14 protein-coding genes are annotated in these 17,480 nt (G+C 66.2%); 10 read left to right on the top strand and 4 right to left on the bottom strand.

Features of this window, described 5'->3' with window-relative positions:
* Positions 1 to 19: 19 nt before the first annotated feature.
* Positions 20 to 1,159: an acyltransferase family protein gene (locus ACFFJK_RS07125; protein ID WP_379678480.1), complete on the bottom strand. Its 1,140-nt coding sequence runs from the start codon at positions 1,157 to 1,159 to the stop codon at positions 20 to 22.
* Between the two features lie 131 nt (positions 1,160 to 1,290).
* On the opposite strand from ACFFJK_RS07125, the gene ACFFJK_RS07120 reads away from it, so the two are divergent.
* The 6 genes from ACFFJK_RS07120 to ACFFJK_RS07095 all read left to right on the top strand — a co-directional run bounded on the left by ACFFJK_RS07120 (position 1,291) and on the right by ACFFJK_RS07095 (position 9,005).
* The gene (locus ACFFJK_RS07120; RefSeq protein ID WP_379678479.1) at positions 1,291 to 2,271 is read left to right on the top strand and encodes a succinylglutamate desuccinylase/aspartoacylase family protein; all 981 of its coding nucleotides are present in this window, start codon (positions 1,291 to 1,293) and stop codon (positions 2,269 to 2,271) included.
* A 185-nt stretch (positions 2,272 to 2,456) separates the two neighbouring features.
* Entirely contained in the window at positions 2,457 to 2,753 is a 297-nt protein-coding gene (locus ACFFJK_RS07115; protein ID WP_379678478.1) for an ArsR/SmtB family transcription factor, read from the top strand.
* An 11-nt stretch (positions 2,754 to 2,764) separates the two neighbouring features.
* A complete protein-coding gene (locus tag ACFFJK_RS07110; protein WP_379678477.1) occupies positions 2,765 to 3,820 on the top strand; it encodes an alkene reductase in 1,056 nt (351 codons plus the stop codon).
* A gap of 194 nt (positions 3,821 to 4,014) precedes the next feature.
* Complete coding sequence (gene pepN / locus ACFFJK_RS07105) at positions 4,015 to 6,684, top strand: aminopeptidase N (RefSeq protein ID WP_379678476.1); 2,670 nt, start codon at positions 4,015 to 4,017, stop codon at positions 6,682 to 6,684.
* A 288-nt stretch (positions 6,685 to 6,972) separates the two neighbouring features.
* Positions 6,973 to 7,464 (top strand): hypothetical protein, encoded by a 492-nt coding sequence (locus ACFFJK_RS07100; protein ID WP_379678475.1) that lies wholly within the window; start codon positions 6,973 to 6,975, stop codon positions 7,462 to 7,464.
* A 170-nt stretch (positions 7,465 to 7,634) separates the two neighbouring features.
* Positions 7,635 to 9,005, top strand: a complete 1,371-nt coding sequence (locus tag ACFFJK_RS07095; protein ID WP_379678474.1) for a serine hydrolase domain-containing protein — start codon at positions 7,635 to 7,637, stop codon at positions 9,003 to 9,005.
* Positions 9,006 to 9,046: 41 nt separating this feature from the next.
* Here ACFFJK_RS07095 and ACFFJK_RS07090 read toward each other — a convergent pair whose 3' ends face one another.
* On the bottom strand, positions 9,047 to 9,409 hold the full coding sequence (locus ACFFJK_RS07090; protein WP_379678473.1) for a hypothetical protein: 363 nt from the start codon (positions 9,407 to 9,409) through the stop codon (positions 9,047 to 9,049).
* 110 nt (positions 9,410 to 9,519) lie between these two features.
* Here ACFFJK_RS07090 and ACFFJK_RS07085 point away from each other — a divergent pair, with 110 nt between their 5' ends.
* The 3 genes from ACFFJK_RS07085 (at position 9,520) to ACFFJK_RS07075 (ending at position 12,309) form a co-directional block, all read left to right on the top strand.
* A complete protein-coding gene (locus ACFFJK_RS07085; protein WP_379678472.1) occupies positions 9,520 to 10,389 on the top strand; it encodes an endonuclease/exonuclease/phosphatase family protein in 870 nt (289 codons plus the stop codon).
* A 147-nt stretch (positions 10,390 to 10,536) separates the two neighbouring features.
* Positions 10,537 to 10,953, top strand: coding sequence for an acyl-CoA thioesterase (locus tag ACFFJK_RS07080; RefSeq protein ID WP_379678471.1), 417 nt, complete (start codon positions 10,537 to 10,539; stop codon positions 10,951 to 10,953).
* Between the two features lie 144 nt (positions 10,954 to 11,097).
* Complete coding sequence (locus ACFFJK_RS07075; RefSeq protein WP_379678470.1) at positions 11,098 to 12,309, top strand: right-handed parallel beta-helix repeat-containing protein; 1,212 nt, start codon at positions 11,098 to 11,100, stop codon at positions 12,307 to 12,309.
* An 88-nt stretch (positions 12,310 to 12,397) separates the two neighbouring features.
* Here ACFFJK_RS07075 and ACFFJK_RS07070 read toward each other — a convergent pair whose 3' ends face one another.
* Both ACFFJK_RS07070 and ACFFJK_RS07065 read right to left on the bottom strand, forming a co-directional pair.
* The gene (locus ACFFJK_RS07070; protein WP_379678469.1) at positions 12,398 to 15,235 is read right to left on the bottom strand and encodes a M16 family metallopeptidase; all 2,838 of its coding nucleotides are present in this window, start codon (positions 15,233 to 15,235) and stop codon (positions 12,398 to 12,400) included.
* Positions 15,236 to 15,449: 214 nt separating this feature from the next.
* Positions 15,450 to 16,607, bottom strand: a complete 1,158-nt coding sequence (locus ACFFJK_RS07065) for a serine hydrolase domain-containing protein (protein WP_379678468.1) — start codon at positions 16,605 to 16,607, stop codon at positions 15,450 to 15,452.
* A 213-nt stretch (positions 16,608 to 16,820) separates the two neighbouring features.
* On the opposite strand from ACFFJK_RS07065, the gene ACFFJK_RS07060 reads away from it, so the two are divergent.
* Positions 16,821 to 17,480: transposase (locus tag ACFFJK_RS07060; RefSeq protein ID WP_379678467.1), on the top strand; the 660-nt coding region annotated here is incomplete at its 3' end.

Genomic DNA, 17,480 nt, shown 5'->3' with positions numbered 1-17,480 from the left:
TGCCTGAACGCGCGTCCGACTACACGGCGCGCACCAGCGACGCTGGACGAATCGCATTGCTCGGCACATAGCGTTCGCGCAGCACCATGAATGGCGTCTCCACCAACTTGTAGAGCAGCCACCCGGTGGCCACCGACAGCACCAGCAGCGCACCGATCGTCAGCGGGTGCCCGGGGCCGAAGCCCCAGGCTTGCATCCACTTCGCCGCCATCACGCACACCGGCTTGTGCAGCAGGTAGATCGCGTACGACCACAAGGCCAGCGCCCCGGCGCCGGGCACGCGCACGCTGCGCAGCAGCGAACCCTCCGCCACGCTGGAGACGATCAGCAGCGAGAACCCCAGCGCCAGCAGCGGGAAGCCGAACACGGTGATGCCGAAGCCATAGCGGTCGTCGACGAACAGCCGGAACGCCACCCCGCACACCGCCAGCCCGGCCAGGCCCGCCAGGTTGCCGTGCCGCGTCAGCCGCCCCCACGCACCCGGATGGTGGTTGCGCAGCAGCGCCAGCGCCACCCCGGCCAGCAGTTCGTCGTAGCGGCATAAGCTCGAGTAATAAATGTGCTTGAAATAGAAGTAAAGCTTATGGTCCTGCCCCGCCATCTCCTGCCACAGGTCGGCGCGCACCAGCATCCCGGCCACGAAGGCCAGCGCGATCACGCACCAGGCCAGGCGCAGCGAGCGCCCGAAGGCCGCACCCAGCAAGGCCACTGCCGGCAACAGCACGTAGAACTGTTCCTCGATCGCCAGCGACCAGCTGTGCGAGAACGCGCTGCCCGGTTCCAGCCCGATGTTCTGCACGAAGGCCAGGTATTCCCACAAGGGCAGCAGGGGCGATTCGCCGCGGAAGGCCGGCCACAGGAAGTACAGCGCCAGCACCACCCAGTAGTTGGGCAGCGTGCGCAGCAGGCGCCGCGCATAGAAGTGCTTCAGCGAGAAGCCGCCGGGGCTTCTCAATGCCGCGAAGATCTGGTTGCCGATCAGGTAGCCCGACAGCGCGAAGAACAGGTCCACGCCGACCCATCCCACCTCCCCTATCCAGCCGAAGGTCGGCGCATGGCTCACGAACAGCACGTAATGGTGCAGCACGACGAGCGTGACGGCGAGCGCGCGCAGGGTATCGAGGCCGTGGACGCGGACGGTGGAGGTGGTGGACTGCATGCTTGTCTGGGTGCGTGGGAAGTTGGCGATCATGCCATGCCGGCCGAAGTTACGCCACCTCGCGCCAGCGCACCCCGCCATTTTCCCGATAGAATGTCGCCACCCAATATTTCCTCCGGATCCGCACCGCAATGACTTCCCCAAGCAAGTACCAGTTCAAATCCGTCAACTACACCGGCATCGGGCCCGGCCCGCGCGTCATCATCATGGGCGCGACCCACGGCAACGAAGTCTGCGGCACCATCGGCATCCGCCGCGTGATGGAAGAAATCGACGCCGGGCGCCTGCACATCGCGGCCGGCAGCGTGACCTTCGTGCCGGTGGTGAACTCGAAGGCCTACGAACAGAACACCCGCAACGGCGACCGCAACCTGAACCGCAACCTGTTCCCGAAAGACGATCCGCAGGACTTCGAGGACCACATCGCCAACTGGCTGTGCCCCCTGCTCGCCCGGCACGACGTGCTGCTCGACCTGCACTCCTTCAACGCGACCGGGGGCCTGCCTTTCGTGATGGTCGGCCCGCTGGACAACGACGGCCCGCTGCAGCCCTTCAAGCACGCGGAAAAGGAACGCGCCTGGGCGCGCCGCCTGGGCGTGAAACGCTTCGTGGACGGCTGGCTGGCAACCTACGGCGACGGCGTCAAGCGCCGCAGCCGCAATGCCGATGAACTGGAAACCGTGCTGCGCTATGGCGTCGGCACCACCGAATACATGCGCAGCACCGGCGGCTACGCGCTGACCCTGGAATGTGGCCAGCACGTGGATCCGGCCGCCCCCGACGTCGCCTACCAGGCCATCATGAACACCCTCGCCCACCTCGGGTTGATCGACGCGCCGGACCCGGCACCGGTCCCGTTCGAGGAGATGGAAGCGCTGTCGATGGTCGCGGTGCACGACAAGCTGCACCCGGAGGACCGCTTCACCCGCGCCTGGGCGAGCTTCGACCCGGTGAGCGAGGGCGAGGAGATCGGCGTGCGCGCCGACGGCACGAAGGTCGTAGCCGAGTTCAGCGGCCGCATCCTGTTCCCGGATGCCAAAGCGAACGCCAACTCGGAGTGGTACTACCTGACGCGCCCGAATCCGTCGTTCGGGCGCGAGCAAAACCGGTAAAACAAGAAACGCGCCCGCCGCAGCCAGGCCGGCGCCGCCATCCCGGGTGCGAGGCTGCCCCCAGCGGCCATCGCGCCCGCTCCGCGTTCAGCAGCGTACGAACAGACCCGCCGCCGGCAGGATTTTTTCGCATATCGTAAAATGACGATATTCGGATCGAGAGAAACCGATATAAGGAAGAGCTCATGGACATCGACGCGATCCACAAGGCCCTGGCAAACCCGGTACGGCGCCAGATCCTGCATTGGCTGAAGGATCCGCACCAGCACTTCGCCGAGCAGGAACACCCGCTCGACCTGGGCGTGTGCTGCAAGCTGATCGACCAGCGCACCGGCCTGTCGCAATCCACGGTTTCGGCCCACCTCGCGACCCTGCACAAGGCGGGGCTGGTGAGCACGCGGCGCGTCGGCCAGTTCATCTACTTCCAGCGTAACGAGGAAGTCATCCGGGCTTTCCTCGACCAACTGAACGACGGATTATAGGAGTACCACGCATGACAAGCATGTTTGACCCGATCAAGGTAGGCGCACTGGAACTGCCGAACCGCATCATCATGGCCCCCCTGACCCGTTCGCGCGCCGTGGGCGGCGGCCGGGTGCCGAACGCGATGATGGCCGAGTACTACGTGCAGCGCGCATCGAGCGGACTGATCCTGTCGGAAGCGACCGCCGTCACGCCGATGGGCGTGGGCTACGCCGACACCCCGGGCATCTGGTCGGACGAGCAGGTCGAAGGCTGGAAGATCGTCACCGACGCCGTGCACAAGGCGGGCGGGCGCATCGTGCTGCAGCTGTGGCACGTGGGCCGCATCTCGGACCCGTACTTCCTGGACGGCCAACTGCCGGTGGCGCCCTCCGCCATCCCGGCTGGCGGCCACGTCAGCCTGCTGCGCCCGAAGCGCGACCACGTCACCCCGCGCGCGCTCGAGACCGATGAAATCCCGGCCATCGTGGCCGCCTACCGCAAGGGCGCCGAGAACGCGAAGAAGGCCGGCTTCGACGGCGTGGAGATCCACGGCGCCAACGGCTACCTGCTCGACCAGTTCCTGCAGGACTCGACCAACCAGCGTACCGACCAGTATGGCGGCTCGCTCGAGAACCGCGCCCGCCTGATGCTGGAAGTGACGGACGCCTGCATCGAGGTCTGGGGCGCCGATCGCGTCGGCATGCACCTGGCGCCGCGCGGCGACCAGCACACGATGGGCGACTCGAACCCGGTTGATACCTTCGGCTACGTGGCGCGCGAACTCGGCAAGCGCGGCATCGCCTTCATCTGCGCCCGCGAGGCGATCGGCGACGACAGCCTGCGCGCGCACCTCAAGAAGGAATTCGGCGGCGTGTACATCGCCAACGAAAAGCTGACCAGGGAAAGCGCGGAGCACCTGATCGCATCGGGCGAAGCCGATGCGGTGGCGTTCGGCGTGTGGTTCATCGCCAACCCGGACCTGCCGAAGCGCCTGCAGGCGAACGCGCCGCTGAACCAGCCGCGGCCGGAGCTGTTCTATGCGCCGGGGGCGGAGGGGTATATCGACTACCCGGCGCTGAATTAAACCGGCGTTACGCTACAAAACCGGGTTCCCGCGAAGGCGGGAACCCGATTATTCTGCACATCACAAGCCTCTCCTTCCGCCCGGACAAACGTTCTACATTCGCATATGCATGTGGTGTAGGCGACACCCCGCTCATGCTATTCTTGCGCGATTATTTTTAAAGCGCACCGAGCCTGCGCTGTCCAGGAGACCACGTGAAACACTTCGCCCCCCGCGTGATGGCGCTCGCCATCGCTTCCTCCTTCGCCCTCGGCGCAATCAGCACCGCACAGGCCGCCCCGGCACCGGCCCGCGCCGAGAACGCCTACCTGTCGGAGGCCGACGCCATGGCCCGTTCGGCACGCATCTCGAACGTGGATTACGTGCTGGACTTCACCCTGACCGGCAAGGAAACCTTCGCGGGCACGACCACCGTCAGTTTCGACCTCAAGGATACCGATTCGGCCGTCACCATCGACCTGAACAAGGCTACCGTCAAGTCGGTGAGCGTCAACGGCAAGCAGGTCGCGCCGCGCTATAACAACTGGTTCATCACCCTGGCGCCGCAAGACCTGGCCAAGGGGCGCAACACCGTCAGCATCGCCTACGAGCGCCTGCACAGCACCAACGGCGAAGGCCTGCACCGCATGGTCGATCCGGTCGATAACCGGGTCTACACGTACTCGCACTTCGAGCCGGCCGCGGCCCAGCAGATGTTCGCCGTGTTCGACCAGCCGGACCTGAAGGCCACCTATACCGTCACCGTGAACGCCCCAGGCGACTGGCACGTGGTCACTACCACCCGCGAATCCGCCGTCGCCGACGGTGTTGCCAACCCGGCGGGCGGCAAGCGCTGGACCTTCCCCAAGACCAAAAAGCTCAGCCCATACAATTTCTCGCTGCACGCCGGCCCCTACCACGTGTGGGAAGACAAGACCAGCGCGCGCTACCCGATGCGCCTGTTCGCGCGCCAGTCCGTCGCCAAGCAGGTCACCCCGGCCGACTGGTTCCGCTACACCAGGAACGGCCTGGTGTTCTTCGAGGACTATTTCGGTATTCCCTACCAGTTCGAGAAATACGACCAGCTGCTGGTGCCCGACTTCCTGTACGGCGCCATGGAGAACGCCGCCGCCGTCACCTTCGCCGAAGCCCGCTTCCTGCACAAGTCCGAGATGACGCCGGCGCAGAAGGTCCGCCTGGCCAAGGTCATCATGCACGAGATGGCGCACCAGTGGTTCGGCGACCTGGTCACCATGAAGTGGTGGAACGGCCTGTGGCTGAACGAGAGCTTCGCGTCCTTCATGGCCACGCTGGCCACCGCCGAAGCCACCGAGTTCAAGGACGCCTGGCAAGCCTTCTACCAGCAGGACAAGCAGGCCGCCTACACCATGGACCAGAAGGTCTCGACCCACCCGATCGAGGTGCCGGTGCCGTCATCAAGCAACGCCTTCGACAACATCGACGCCATCACCTACTCGAAGGGCGCCTCGACCCTGAAGCAGCTGCGCCACATGCTGGGCGAGGAAGTCTTCCGCAAGGGCGTGCACAACTACCTGGTCAAGTACTCGTGGCAGAACGCCAGGCTCGAGGACTTCATTGGCAGCCTGGGCGAGGCCGCGGGCCGCGACCTGTCCAGGTGGACGAAAGACTGGCTGTACCAGGCCGGCGTGAACACCATCACCGCCAACTACAGCTGCAAGGGCGGCAAGATCAGCGCCTTCTCGCTGCAGCAGACCGCGCCGGGCAAGGCCTTGCCGACCCTGCGCGAACAGCGGGTGCAGGTGGCTGCCTTCAAGCTGGCCGACGGCAAGCTGGTGCTCGACAAGAACGTGCCGGTCACCTACACCGGCGCGAAGACCGCCGTGCCGGGCATGGTGGGCGCGGCCTGCCCGGACCTGGTGTACCCGAACTACCAGGACTGGGGCTTCGTGAAGGTCAACCTGGACAAGCGCTCGTTCGCAACCGCCCGCACCAGCCTGGCCGGCGTGGACGACCCGCTGCTGCGCGCCATGCTGTGGCAGGCGCTGTGGGACGGCGTGCGCGACGCCAGGCTGCCGCTGAACGAATTCATCCAGGTGGCACTCGTCAATGCGCCGCAAGAAAAGGATTACACCCTGCTGGGCGACGTGCTGGGCAAGGTCACCGCGTCCCGGGAGTACCTCGACGCCATGAGCCTCGACAACGCCTGGAGCAGGCAGACCGCGAAGGCACTGGAAGAGATGGCATGGAACGGCGTCGTCGCCAACCGGGGCAACGAGAGCTTCCAGCGCCTGTGGTTCGGCACCTACCTGAGCGTGGCGAGCAGCCAGGAAGCGCTGGCTCGCCTGGCCGGCATGCTGGACGGCAAGGGAACCGAAGGCCTGGCCATCGGCCAGGACCAGCGCTGGGCCATCATCAACCGCCTGAACCGTTTCGACCATGCCGGCGCTGGCGCGCTGGTCGAAGCCGAGCAGGCGCGCGACAAGTCGGACGCCGGGCAAGGCGCGGCGATCGCCGCCACCGTCAGCCGGCCGGACCCGAATGTGAAGTCCGAATGGCTCGCCACCGTCGAAGACCTGCAGACCAAGCTGCCGTTCTCGAAGGTGCGCACCGCGATGGGCGCCATGTATCCGGCCGAGCAGAAAGCGCTCGCCGAGCAGACCGCTGCGAGCCGCCTGGCCAAACTGCCGGCGATCGACAAGGCCGCGGGGCCGGTGTTCATGCGTTCGTATGCGAACACCATGATCCCGGCCAGCTGCACCCCGGCGAGCGTGCAGCGCCTGCAGAAGGCCGCCGACACCATGAAGGACCTGTCGGCCGGCACCCGCCGCTCGCTGCTCGACACCCTGCAGGAAGACCAGCGCTGTGTCGCGATCAGGCAGGCATTGACCGCGCCGAAGTCCTGACCTGCGATGCAGCCCGGCGCTCCCGCGTTCCCGCGCAGGCAGGTCCGGCCCGGCTGGCCGTTGCTCGCCGCGCTGGGCGTGCACCTGCTGCTGGCCTGGGGCTGGCGGGTCGCGCATGCGCCGGCGCCCGACCGGCGCGAGGAACGGGCGGTCGACCTGGTGCTCCTCGCGCCGCCGGCGTCTTTGCCGCAAGCGCAGGCAGCAGCGCAGGCAAAAGCGCCGCCACTCCGCCCCACGCCCGCTTCGTCTTCGTCTTCGGCCCCGCGCCCCCGGCCGGCCGCCCGGCCCGTGGTCGCTCAAGCCATCACGACGCCCGACATCCCGGCTGCCGATCCTGCACCGGCCGCCGCGGCCGCCATGGCCACTACCGCCGACCCTTTCGCCGTCCCCGACGACGCCGCGCCGGCTCAATCGCGGCTCGACGCGATGGTGGGACGCGCCCGCCGCGACGCCGGCATCGTCGACCGTGAGCTGCGCGCGGGGAAAACCGGCGTGCCCGCCGTCGCCGGCACGCCGTGGGGGAGTTTTCGGACGGCGCTCGATGGCGCCCACAAGGATACGGCGCGCGGCCTGACGAGCGAAAGTTATACCGCGCCGGACGGCCAGGTGATCTACCGCTTCCGCCTAGGCGGCAAGGTGTGGTGCCGCACCGGCGGCAGCGTCAGGCCGAGCATCGGTGGCGCCGTGGGCGGCGGCGCCACGCTGTTCGACAGCAGGGGCGGAGAAGGCAGCGCAGGCGGCATTGCGTGCCCCAGCCACGCGGACTGGAAACGCGACTGAGCCTGGAAGTGCTCGGGCCCGCCGGCCCGCGCTGGCCTTCCCGCCGGGCCGTGACCGGTGCGCCGGCGCCGATGCGGCCTGCATGAAATGCGGACGGCGCCGCCGCGATTGCACCGCTACCGTCCGGATACGAATATCATTCCGTCCTTACATTCCCACAGGAAAACCCCATGCGCCTTGCTACCCTCGCCCTACTGTCCGCGATCGCCTTCAGTGCTGGCGCGCAGGCCGACAGCCTCGACGATGCCCTGCTGAAGGAAATGCAGCGCCGCCACGTGCCGGGGCTGAGCGTGCTGGTCATCAAGGACGGCAAGGTGGTCAAGGAAAAAGGGTACGGCCTGGCCAACGTGGAGCACCGCGTGCCGGTGACGCCGCAGACGGTGTTCCAGTCGGGCTCGGTCGGGAAGACCTTTACCGCGGCGCTGATCCTGCTGCTGGCGCAGGACGGCAAGCTGAGCCTGGACGACCCCATTGCGCGCCACCTGCCGGACACGCCGCCGGCCTGGGAGAAGATCACGATCCGGCACCTGCTCGCCCACACCTCCGGCCTGGGCGACCCATACGAGATCATCGACTTTCGCAAGGACTACACCGACGAGGAACTGATCGCGCTGGAAGCGAAGATCCCGGTGCGCTCGGCCCCGGGCGAGAAATGGGCGTACAGCAACATGGGCTACCACCTGCTGGGTTTCATCGCCAACCGGGCGGGCGGCAAGTTCTATGGCGACCAGCTGCGCGAGCGCATCTTCGCCCCCCTCGGCATGGACACGCGCGTGATCACCGAAGCCGACATCGTCCCGCACCGGGCCGCCGGCTATGAATGGAAAGACGGCGCGCTGAAGAACCAGGCCTGGGTTGCCCCGCGCCTGAACACCACGGCCGACGGCAGCCTGTACCTGACGGCGCGCGACCTGGCGCGCTGGGACCAGGCCCTGTACGGCGACAAGATCCTGGATGCGCGCCTGAGGGCGGCAAGCTTCACGCCGGCAAAGCTGAACGACGGCAGCGATGCCCCCTACGGCTATGGCTGGTTCGTCGACAAGGTCAAGGGCCGCACCCACATCAGCCATGGCGGCGCCTGGCAGGGTTTCCGCTCGCACCTGTGCCGCTACGTCGACGACAAGCTCACCGTCGTGATCCTGGCGAACTCGGCTTCCGCGCGTCCGGCGAAATTCGCCAACATGGTGGCGGCGCACTACGTGCCCTCGCTATTCGATGCACCGGCCAAACCCATCGCCGACAAGGATCCGGCGGCAAGCGCGCAGGTGCGCGCCGCGATGGACAGGTTCGCCCGCGGCGAGGCGCCGGCTGGGCTGAACGCGCAACTCGGCGCCGAATTCACGCCGGCCGTACTGGCGCGCGTGGCCGAGGCGCTGGGCGAGGCCGGCGCCCTGCGCTCGGTTGCGCTGCTGGCGAGCCAGGACAAGGATGGCGGCCGCAGCCTGCGTTACCGCTACAGCTACGACAACGAGACGCTATTGGTGTCGGTGATGCTTGACAAGGCCGGCCGGTTCTCGGGTTTCCGCTTCATGCCGGAGTGATGGCACAGCGCCAAGGGCGCGGCACTGCCCCATGAAACCGGCTATCTGGCGCCGCCCTTGTCCTTGACGGGCGGCGCGGGTGCGGGTGCGGGTGCGGGCACGCACAGTTCCGCCACCCGGCGCCAGGCGCCCGTGCCTTCGCACACCACCGGCGGGCGGTCCTGCAGGAGCCTGCCCAGGTCCACGGGCTTGCCCTGGTTCACGATGACGTTGCGTTCGATCGGGATGCACATCGCGTCGTGCCACGCGGCGGCGTAACCGTCCGGCGTCGGCAGCGGGCCGCGCAGGCGCACGGCGGCGGCCTCGCAAGCCTTCTTCGTCTGGTACGTTCCACGCAAGCTTGTGCTCTCCAACATCACTTCGCGGTGCTGCTGCAGGTACAGCAACAGGATCATCGTAAACATGCACACTCCCATACTTGGTCCGGCGCGGGCCGGTCCCCCGCACGCCTGAGCTTCTTCAAGCTTGCAGCCGTGGCTGCGCGCTAGCCTGAGGGTCTCCTGAAAGGACGCCCATGTTCAAGCTCGTTACCTGGAATATCCAGTCCGGCCGCAGCCCGGACGGCAAAACCGATCTCGACCGTATCATCGCATGCCTCGACCGCCTTTGCAGTTTTGACATGCTTTGCGTGCAAGAGGTTTCCGACGGCTACACCGACCAGTCCGAAAACCAGTTCGCCATGCTGCGCGAGCGCCTGCCTGGCTACACCGGCATCGAGGCCATCGCCTGCGAAGCCGCAGGGGCCGGCACCGGTGCCGATGGCGGGCAGCACGCGCTGCGCCGCTTCGGCATGATGGTGTTCTCGCGCCATCCGGTGCTGCAGGCGCTGCGCCACTCGCTGCCCTGGCCGCCCGAGCCGGAAGTGATGAGCATGCCGCGCATGGCGCTGGAGCTGACCGTCGCCGCGCCGGGCGGCCTGCTGCGCGTGACGAGCGTCCACCTGGAATATTTTTCGCAGCGCCAGCGCCTGGCCCAGGTCGAGCGCCTGCGCGAACTGCACCGCGAAGCCAGCCACCATGCGCGCTGCCCGCCGGCGCCGGGACGCGGTCCGTTCGCGGTGCCGCCGCGCGCCATGCCGGCGCTGCTCGCGGGCGACTTCAACATGCTGCCCGGCTCGCCCGAGCACCAGCGCCTGCTGGCGCCGTTCAGCGACGGCACCCAGCCCTGGCGCGACTGCTGGCAACTGGCCCAGCCCGGCCGGCGCCACGCTCCCACCGTCGGCCTGCACGACGCGAATCCCAATGCGGCGGCCCCCTTCACCTTCGATTACGTGTTCGCCAGCGCCGACCTCGCCGGGCGCGTGCGCCGCGTGCAGGTCGACGCCAGCGAGCAGGGATCGGACCACCAGGCGCTGCTGGTGGAACTCGACTGGGGCGCCGCCTAGCGCCCCTAGCGCAGCCTGCGGGCGGTGCACGCGCACGGGTGCCGGCACGCCCGCCGGCGGGGCCGTACAATGGCGTTCTTGCGGCCGAGCGCCGCCACCGCACTACGAGGTATCGCATTGGATTGGGATTATCCGCACCCCTTCATCTTGCCCGTCACGCCCCAGGCCGGCGACATCGACGGCCTGGACCACACCAACAACGCCGTCTACATCCGCTGGTGCGAACAGGCCGGCTGGGCGCATTCCGAGCAGCTCGGCCTGACGCTCGACGACTACCGCCGCCTCGACCGGGCCATGGCGATCCGGCGCGGCGCATACGATTATCTGCTCCCGACCTCGGCGGGCGAGTCCTTGCGCCTGGCAACCTGGCTGGTCGCCGGCGACGGCAAGCTGGCGATGGAGCGCCGCTTCCAGCTGGTGCGCGACAGCGACGGTGCCACCGTGCTGCGCGGGCGCTGGGAGCTGGTGTGCATCGAGATCAGCAGCGGCCGGCCGCGCCGCATGCCGGCCGAATTCCTCGACACCTACATGCCCGCGCTGGCCCAGGTGCAGCCCGCGGCTTGAAGCGCCGGTGCGGCGGGGCGGCGGACGCGGCAGCACCGTCCCGTGTTGAGCACACTCAAAGAATTCATTGAGCGATCCGGCCTCCCTCCGGCTTGTGGCGCGTCAAACTTGCCGGGTCACGTTCGAGCCCGCGAGGAAGAAGACATGCCGCGTCACCAGTTCACCATCGTCCCCGGCCCGCTAGCTGCGCCGTTCGTCGCGATGCTGCTCCTTGCAGCCGTGCTTTCCGGGTGCCGCCTGCGCGAGCACGGGCAGGAAGACCTCGTCATCCCCGAGCTGGTGCGCACCCACCTGTACGTCGCGCCGTCCGGCTCGGACAGCAACCCCGGCACCCGGGACGAACCCTTCCGCACCCTCACCCGCGCGGCGCAGGCGGTCACGCCCGGCACCACGGTGCACGTGGCGCCCGGCACCTATTTCGGCGGCGTGCGCACCAACACCCACGGCACCGCCGAGGCGCGCATCGTGTTCCAGTCGGTCGAGCGTGGCGGCGCGCGCCTGGTGCCGCCCCTCGATTCGCGCCAGCCGGCGGCATGGGACAACCGCGCCAACTACCTCGACATCATCGGCTTCGAGATCGACGGCAGCCAGTACCAGAGCGGCATGAAATGGCTGAGCGGCATCTACAACGGCGGCTCGCACAACGGCATCCACCACAACCACATCCACCACATCGGCAACGACGTGCCGTGCGAACCCAAGGGTGGCGCCGGGATCGGCGTGGACAGCTACTACAAGGGCAATGACGGAGAAGTGGTCGGCAACCACGTGCACGACATCGGCCCGCCGGACTGCCGCTACATGCACGGCATCTACGTGAGCACGACGGCGAGCGTACGCGACAACGTCATCTACCGGGCCTCCGGCGCCGGCATCCACCTGTGGCACGACGCCAGCCACGTGACGATCCGCGGCAACACCGTTGTCGCCTGCGGCACCGGCATCGTGGTCGGCGGCGGTGACTTCTATCACAGCAAGGGACCAAACGACCACACGCACACGATCAACAACATCGTGTACGACAACGGCCACGGCATCCTGGAACAGGGTGCGACAGGCCCCAACATCAGCTACCGCAACAACTTGGTGTACCACAACGCCCATGGCGACTGGCGGCTGTCGGCCGGACGCCAGCATACCGGCACGATCAGCGCCGCGCCGCTGTTCGCAGACTACAGCCGCTCTTCCCCCGCGCCGGATTTCCGGCTCCTTCCCGGCTCGCCGGCCATCGGCAAGGGGCTGCCCGCGAGCGGCGCCGAGCCGGTCGCCATCCGGGCGCAGCGCCGGCCGGATATCGGCGCCATGCCCTTTGCCGGCACAGGGCCGTCCCACCTGCCCTCGTCCGCGACCCACTGACGGCGCCGGCATCGCCGGGAACGAAGGCGATACCGGTGCCCGACGCCTGGTACCTGAGGCTCGGTAGCTGAGGCGTGGTACCCGAGGCTTATTTGGCGATCAGGACCGGCTCGTCGAAGCCCAGCTCCTTCATCCTCGGCAGCTGCGTTTTCGCATCGCCGACCACCAGCCAGACCATCTTCGACGGGTCCAGGTACTGACGCGACAAGGCCTGGACCTGCGGCAGCGTCATCGCCTTGACGATGCGCTCGCGGTCCTTGACGTAGTCGGCGCGCCAGCCGTACTTGCTCATGTTGTCGAGCATGTCCAGCTTGGCTGCGGAGGTTTCGAAGGCCCGCGCATTGCTCTTGATGAGGAAGTTCCTGGTCGTTTCCAGGTCTGCCGCCGAGAAGGTCGGGGCGTAGTCCTGCAGGACCTGTTTCACCAGCTGCGTGGACTCGAGCGTGACGTTGCTGCGCACGCCGCTGGCGATGATGAACGGCCCGGCGCTCTTGCTGCCCGAAAAACTCGAACGGATGCCGTAGGTGTAGCCCTTGCCTTCACGCAACTCCTGGGTCAGGCGCGACGCGAAGCCGCCGCCACCGAGGATGTAATTCGCCACGGTCGCCGGGTAATAGTCCGGATCGGTCGCGGCCAGGGCCCGGTAGCCGATATGCAGCACCGACTGCTTCGCGTCCGGCACATCGACGAAGTACACCTTGGCCGGCGCCCCGCCGCCTGCCGCCACGGCTGCGGGCAGGGTCACCGGCTTGGCCTTCCACTCGCGGCCGAGCGCGGCCAGCGGCCGCGTCACGGCGCTTTTCGGCAAGGCGCCGATCACGTGCATGCGCGCATTCGACGGCGACAGGTTCGCGCGGTAGTACTGCTTCAGGTCGTCGATGGTGATCGCATTTACGGTATCAAAGGTGCCGAGGATATTGCGTGAACGGAGATCGTCCTTGCCGTAGATGAGCTTGTTAAAATTGCTGCTCGCCAGCGCGTTCGGATCGGCCTCCTGCTGGCGGATCTGGCTCAGCACGCTTTGCTTGATCAGGGCGAACTCCTTCTCGTCCCAGCGCGGCTGCAACAGGATTTCCCGCACCAGGTCCAGGGTGGCCCCGTAATTGCGGGCCAGGGTCGTCACACTGATGCGCACGTCTTCCGTCCGTGCGAACACATTGATGGTCGCGCCCAATTGCTGGATCGCTTCCTCCAGCTCCTGCGGGGTCTTCAGGGCGGTACCCTGCGTCATCAGGCGTGCCATCAGGTTGGCGACACCGACCTTGTCAAGCTTGTCGAGCAGGAGGCCGCCATCGATCGCGATATCGAACTGGACCAGCGGCACTTCCCTGTTTTCGATGCCCAGCACGCGCATGCCATTGGCCAGCTTCGTGTCCCACACCTGCGGCACCTTGACGGCGGGCGGCGCGCCGTAAGGCGGTTCCTTGCTGCGGTCGATCTTCGACGGGGTCCTGGTGTACTCCGCGGTCGTGCTCGGATCGACGGCATGCTCGGCGCCCTGCACCACTTTCTCTTCGACGACGTTGGCCTTGCCCGATCCGCTCAGGGCAAGCGCCAGCTTGCCCTTCGGGACGAAACTGGTCGCGACATACGGCTTGCCCTTGATGTAGGTGTCGTACACGCGGCGCACGTCGGCCGGCGTGACCGCCAGCGTCTTCTTGATGCTTTCCTCGATATGGCCCGGGTTGCCGGTCAGGTAGTTATACTCGGCCAGCAGTGCCGATTTGCCGAGGACGCTGGAAACGGAGTTGTAGAACCGGGTCTCGAGACCCGCCTTGATGCGGTTCAGGTCGCGTTCCGGGATGCCTTCGCGCTCGAACTTGGCAAAAGCCTGGTCGATCGCGGCGGCCACGTCGTCGAGCGGCTTGTCCTCGAACGCACGCACGCGCAGCATGAACTGGCCGGCGAGTTCGGCCGAGTAGTTGCTGATCTGGACGCTCGGCGCCAGCTTGCCGTCTTCCACCAGCACCTGGTAGAAAGGCGCCCGCTTGGTCTGGGACAGGTACTCGGCCAGCACCTCGAGCGCGTACGCGTCGGGGTGCAGGTCCTCGACGGTCGGCCAGGCCATGTTCAACTCGGGCAGTTTCGCAAAATTGTCCTCGTGGGCCAGTTTCACGGTCTGCTCCACCTTGCCGGGACGCTTGGCCAGCGGCTTGATCGGTTCGCCGCGCTTGATCTCGGAAAAATATTTCTCGACCCACTTGCGCGCCTGGGCCGGATCGAAATCGCCGGCGATGACCAGGGTCACATTGTTCGGCACGTACCACAGGCGGAAGAACTCCTTGACGTCGTCGAGGGTCGCGTTCTGCAGGTCTTCCAGCGAACCGATGACCTGCCAGTTGTACGGATGGTCGGCCGGGTACAGTGCCTTGTTGATGACGTAGCGGGTGTGGCCGTAGGGTGCGTTGTCCACGCCCTGGCGCTTCTCGTTCTTGACGACCTGCTTTTCCTTCGCCAGCACGGGATCGGTGACCGTATTGATGAACCAGCCCAGCTTGTCCGCCTCGGCCCAGATCATTTTCTCGAGCGCGTCCTTCGGGACCGTCTGCAGGTAGTTGGTGCGGTCCTGCGAGGTCGAGCCGTTGGCGCCCGAGCCGCCGATGCGCGCGCTCATCTTGTCGAGGCCGCCCTTGCCCAGGTTTTCCGATTCCAGGAACAGCAGGTGCTCGAACAGGTGCGCAAACCCGGTGCGCCCCGCCTTCTCACGGGCCGACCCGACATGGGCCGTCAGGTTGACGGCGACGACCGGGTCGGAGCGGTCGATATGGAAGATCACGTCCAGCCCGTTTGGCAGCGTGAACTTCTGGAAGTCCACTTTCAGCCCCGCCGCCGGCCCGGCCTGGGCCGGTTTGGCGGCGTGTGCCGGAGCTGGAACGGTGGACGTGAAACACGCGGCCACCAGGAGGGCCAGGGGAGCAATCTTCATGCAATCGGATCCTTAGGATAGAACGGACAGGCGGTGCGATACACCGTAGGTTCTGGATGGTATTGCAATTTCCCGATTGCTACAACGTTAGAGCGAAGCGATTCTTTCACCGGATTGCATGCGGAAGCGGCAGACGTCGTCCGGCTGATCCGGGGCGTCCGGCGTAGACGGCTGTCGACTGCACATTCAAGCCGCATCGGACACAAGCTCTTGATTACGGTTTCGCCCAGCTGTTCGCTCCATACTCCCAGCTCCAGGGCATGCCCGTTTCACCCAGGACGAGCCGCACAATTCCCGGAAACAGCGGTTCAGCGCGAACATCGTTCGACAAGATGACGACACAGTCCTGTTGTCTTTCGAGGCAAACCCAGGTGTTGCCGGTTGAATCGTTGTGCCCGCCCTTCTGGAAGCCGCGGCCGAGCGGCCCCTCGAAGCTGATCACACCCAGCCCCGCGGCCAGATCGCGGTGCCGATGTTCTGGCTGGGCGACCGGCCGCAACGAGGGAAACTGGGACAAGCTCAATATCGGCAACTGTGGACGCGTCAATTCTGCCCGGGATGCCGGCTGCAGTCCGTCGCCGCGCACGTACGCGGCCGCGAACCTGGCGAAATCCGCGATCGTCGTGTCCATGGAACCGGCAGCGCGGGTCCTGCTGCGTTCGTCATGCGGTTCGACGCTGCCGTCCGCTTTCCATCCATCGGCCAGGTCGGTGGCGAAGTCCGGGCGCCAGGTCATGCCGGTTCGCCGCATGCCGAAACGATCGAACACACGCCTCTGCATTTCCTTGCCCAGGTCGAGGCCGAGCCCGCGCTCGATGACGAATTGCAGCAGGATCATCCCGTCGCCCGAGTAGGCGTAACGGGCACCGGGGTCGAAATGGAAGCGTAGCTTCCCGTCCGGCTCGAGAAACCCGAAATTCGAAAAACCGGCGCTATGGGTGAGCAGGATGCGCGGCGTGAGCTTCCTCCAGCGCTCATCGCCCTGTAGATGCTGCCAGGCAGCGTACTTCCTGGCTTCGTCAGCGTACTCGGGAAGCGCTTTCGGCAGGTAGGCGGCGATCGACGTGTCCAGGTCGAGCTTCCCCTCCTCCACCAGTTGCATCACCGTATAGGCAAACACGGCTTTGGTGAGGGATGCGCCATACATCACCGTTTCCGGCGTCAGGGGTTCGCCCCGGGCGTTGCGCTTTCCCCAGGTGCGAACCTGCGCCACCGCGCCACCGCGTATGATCGCGATCGCAAGGCCTTGTGCGCCGGTCCGCTCCATGCCCTGCTCGACATGCTGCTCAAACGTTACCTCCGACGTACCGGTCGCACAACCGGCCAGCAGCAGGACGAAGACCAAGAAACACTGTTTGAGATTAGAAGGCATGGCGTAGTTCTCCGGCATCACATAGTTGGCGGCACGATTCGGGGCAAGCGCCTGTTGAAGTGGAATGGTTCCTACACCAAGACTGTCAGCTTTCAGACAACTGCGGCTTACGGTAGCGTCCGCTTTCGACCCAGCCTGTGTAAAAACGCAGGACCGTGTAAACGAACCCGGCTGGGTAAACGTTGAGGAAGTATCTCATCACTGGGGTGCCAAATGAAGCGCTTTATCGAAGGCGAAGACCGTGGACAAGGCACGCTACTGCCGGAACACCTGGACGACTACGTCACCGAGAATAACCCGGTTCGCGTAGTCGATGTATTCGTTGATGAGCTTGACCTGGTCAAGCTGGGTTTTGCGCGGGTAGTGCCTGCAAAGACTGGCAGGCCAGCCTACCACCCGGCTGTACTGCTCAAGCTCTACATCTACGGCTACCTGAACCGCATCCAGTCGAGCCGCAGGCTCGAGCGCGAATCGCAGCGCAATGTCGAGCTGATGTGGCTGACCAGGCGCCTGGCCCCGGACTTCAAGACGATAGCAAACTTCCGCAAAGACAACGGCAAAGCCATTCGCAACGTGTGCAGGCAGTTTGTCGTCTTGTGCCAGCAATTGGATCTGTTCTCGGACGCGGTCGTGGCGATTGACGGCAGCAAGTTCAAGGCCGTCAACAGTAGCGACCGCAATTTCACCGATGCCAAGCTCAAGCGCAGGATGGCAGAGATCGAAGCGAGCATCAGCCGCTACCTGGCCGAACTGGACACCGCCGACCGGCAGGAGCCGGCTGCCGCACAAGCGAAAAGCGTTCGCCTGAACGACAAGATCGCAGCGCTGAAATCGCAGATGGCTAAGCTCAAGGAAATTGAAGCTAAGCTGAAA

Source organism: Massilia consociata (assembly GCF_042432755.1).
Taxonomy (GTDB): domain Bacteria; phylum Pseudomonadota; class Gammaproteobacteria; order Burkholderiales; family Burkholderiaceae_D; genus Telluria; species Telluria consociata.
This window is presented reverse-complemented; position numbering and strand designations above follow the sequence as displayed.

Bases quoted from the DNA above. Each gene is read 5' to 3' on its own strand.
- ACFFJK_RS07125 (WP_379678480.1), bottom strand. From the start codon at position 1,159: ATGCAGTCCACCACCTCCACCGTCCGCGTCCACGGCCTCGATACCCTG.
- ACFFJK_RS07090 (WP_379678473.1), bottom strand. From the start codon at position 9,409: ATGTTTACGATGATCCTGTTGCTGTACCTGCAGCAGCACCGCGAAGTG.
- ACFFJK_RS07115 (WP_379678478.1), top strand. From the start codon at position 2,457: ATGGACATCGACGCGATCCACAAGGCCCTGGCAAACCCGGTACGGCGC.
- ACFFJK_RS07110 (WP_379678477.1), top strand. From the start codon at position 2,765: ATGACAAGCATGTTTGACCCGATCAAGGTAGGCGCACTGGAACTGCCG.
- ACFFJK_RS07095 (WP_379678474.1), top strand. From the start codon at position 7,635: ATGCGCCTTGCTACCCTCGCCCTACTGTCCGCGATCGCCTTCAGTGCT.
- ACFFJK_RS07070 (WP_379678469.1), bottom strand. From the start codon at position 15,235: ATGAAGATTGCTCCCCTGGCCCTCCTGGTGGCCGCGTGTTTCACGTCC.
- ACFFJK_RS07085 (WP_379678472.1), top strand. From the start codon at position 9,520: ATGTTCAAGCTCGTTACCTGGAATATCCAGTCCGGCCGCAGCCCGGAC.
- ACFFJK_RS07075 (WP_379678470.1), top strand. From the start codon at position 11,098: ATGCCGCGTCACCAGTTCACCATCGTCCCCGGCCCGCTAGCTGCGCCG.
- ACFFJK_RS07065 (WP_379678468.1), bottom strand. From the start codon at position 16,607: ATGCCTTCTAATCTCAAACAGTGTTTCTTGGTCTTCGTCCTGCTGCTG.
- ACFFJK_RS07120 (WP_379678479.1), top strand. From the start codon at position 1,291: ATGACTTCCCCAAGCAAGTACCAGTTCAAATCCGTCAACTACACCGGC.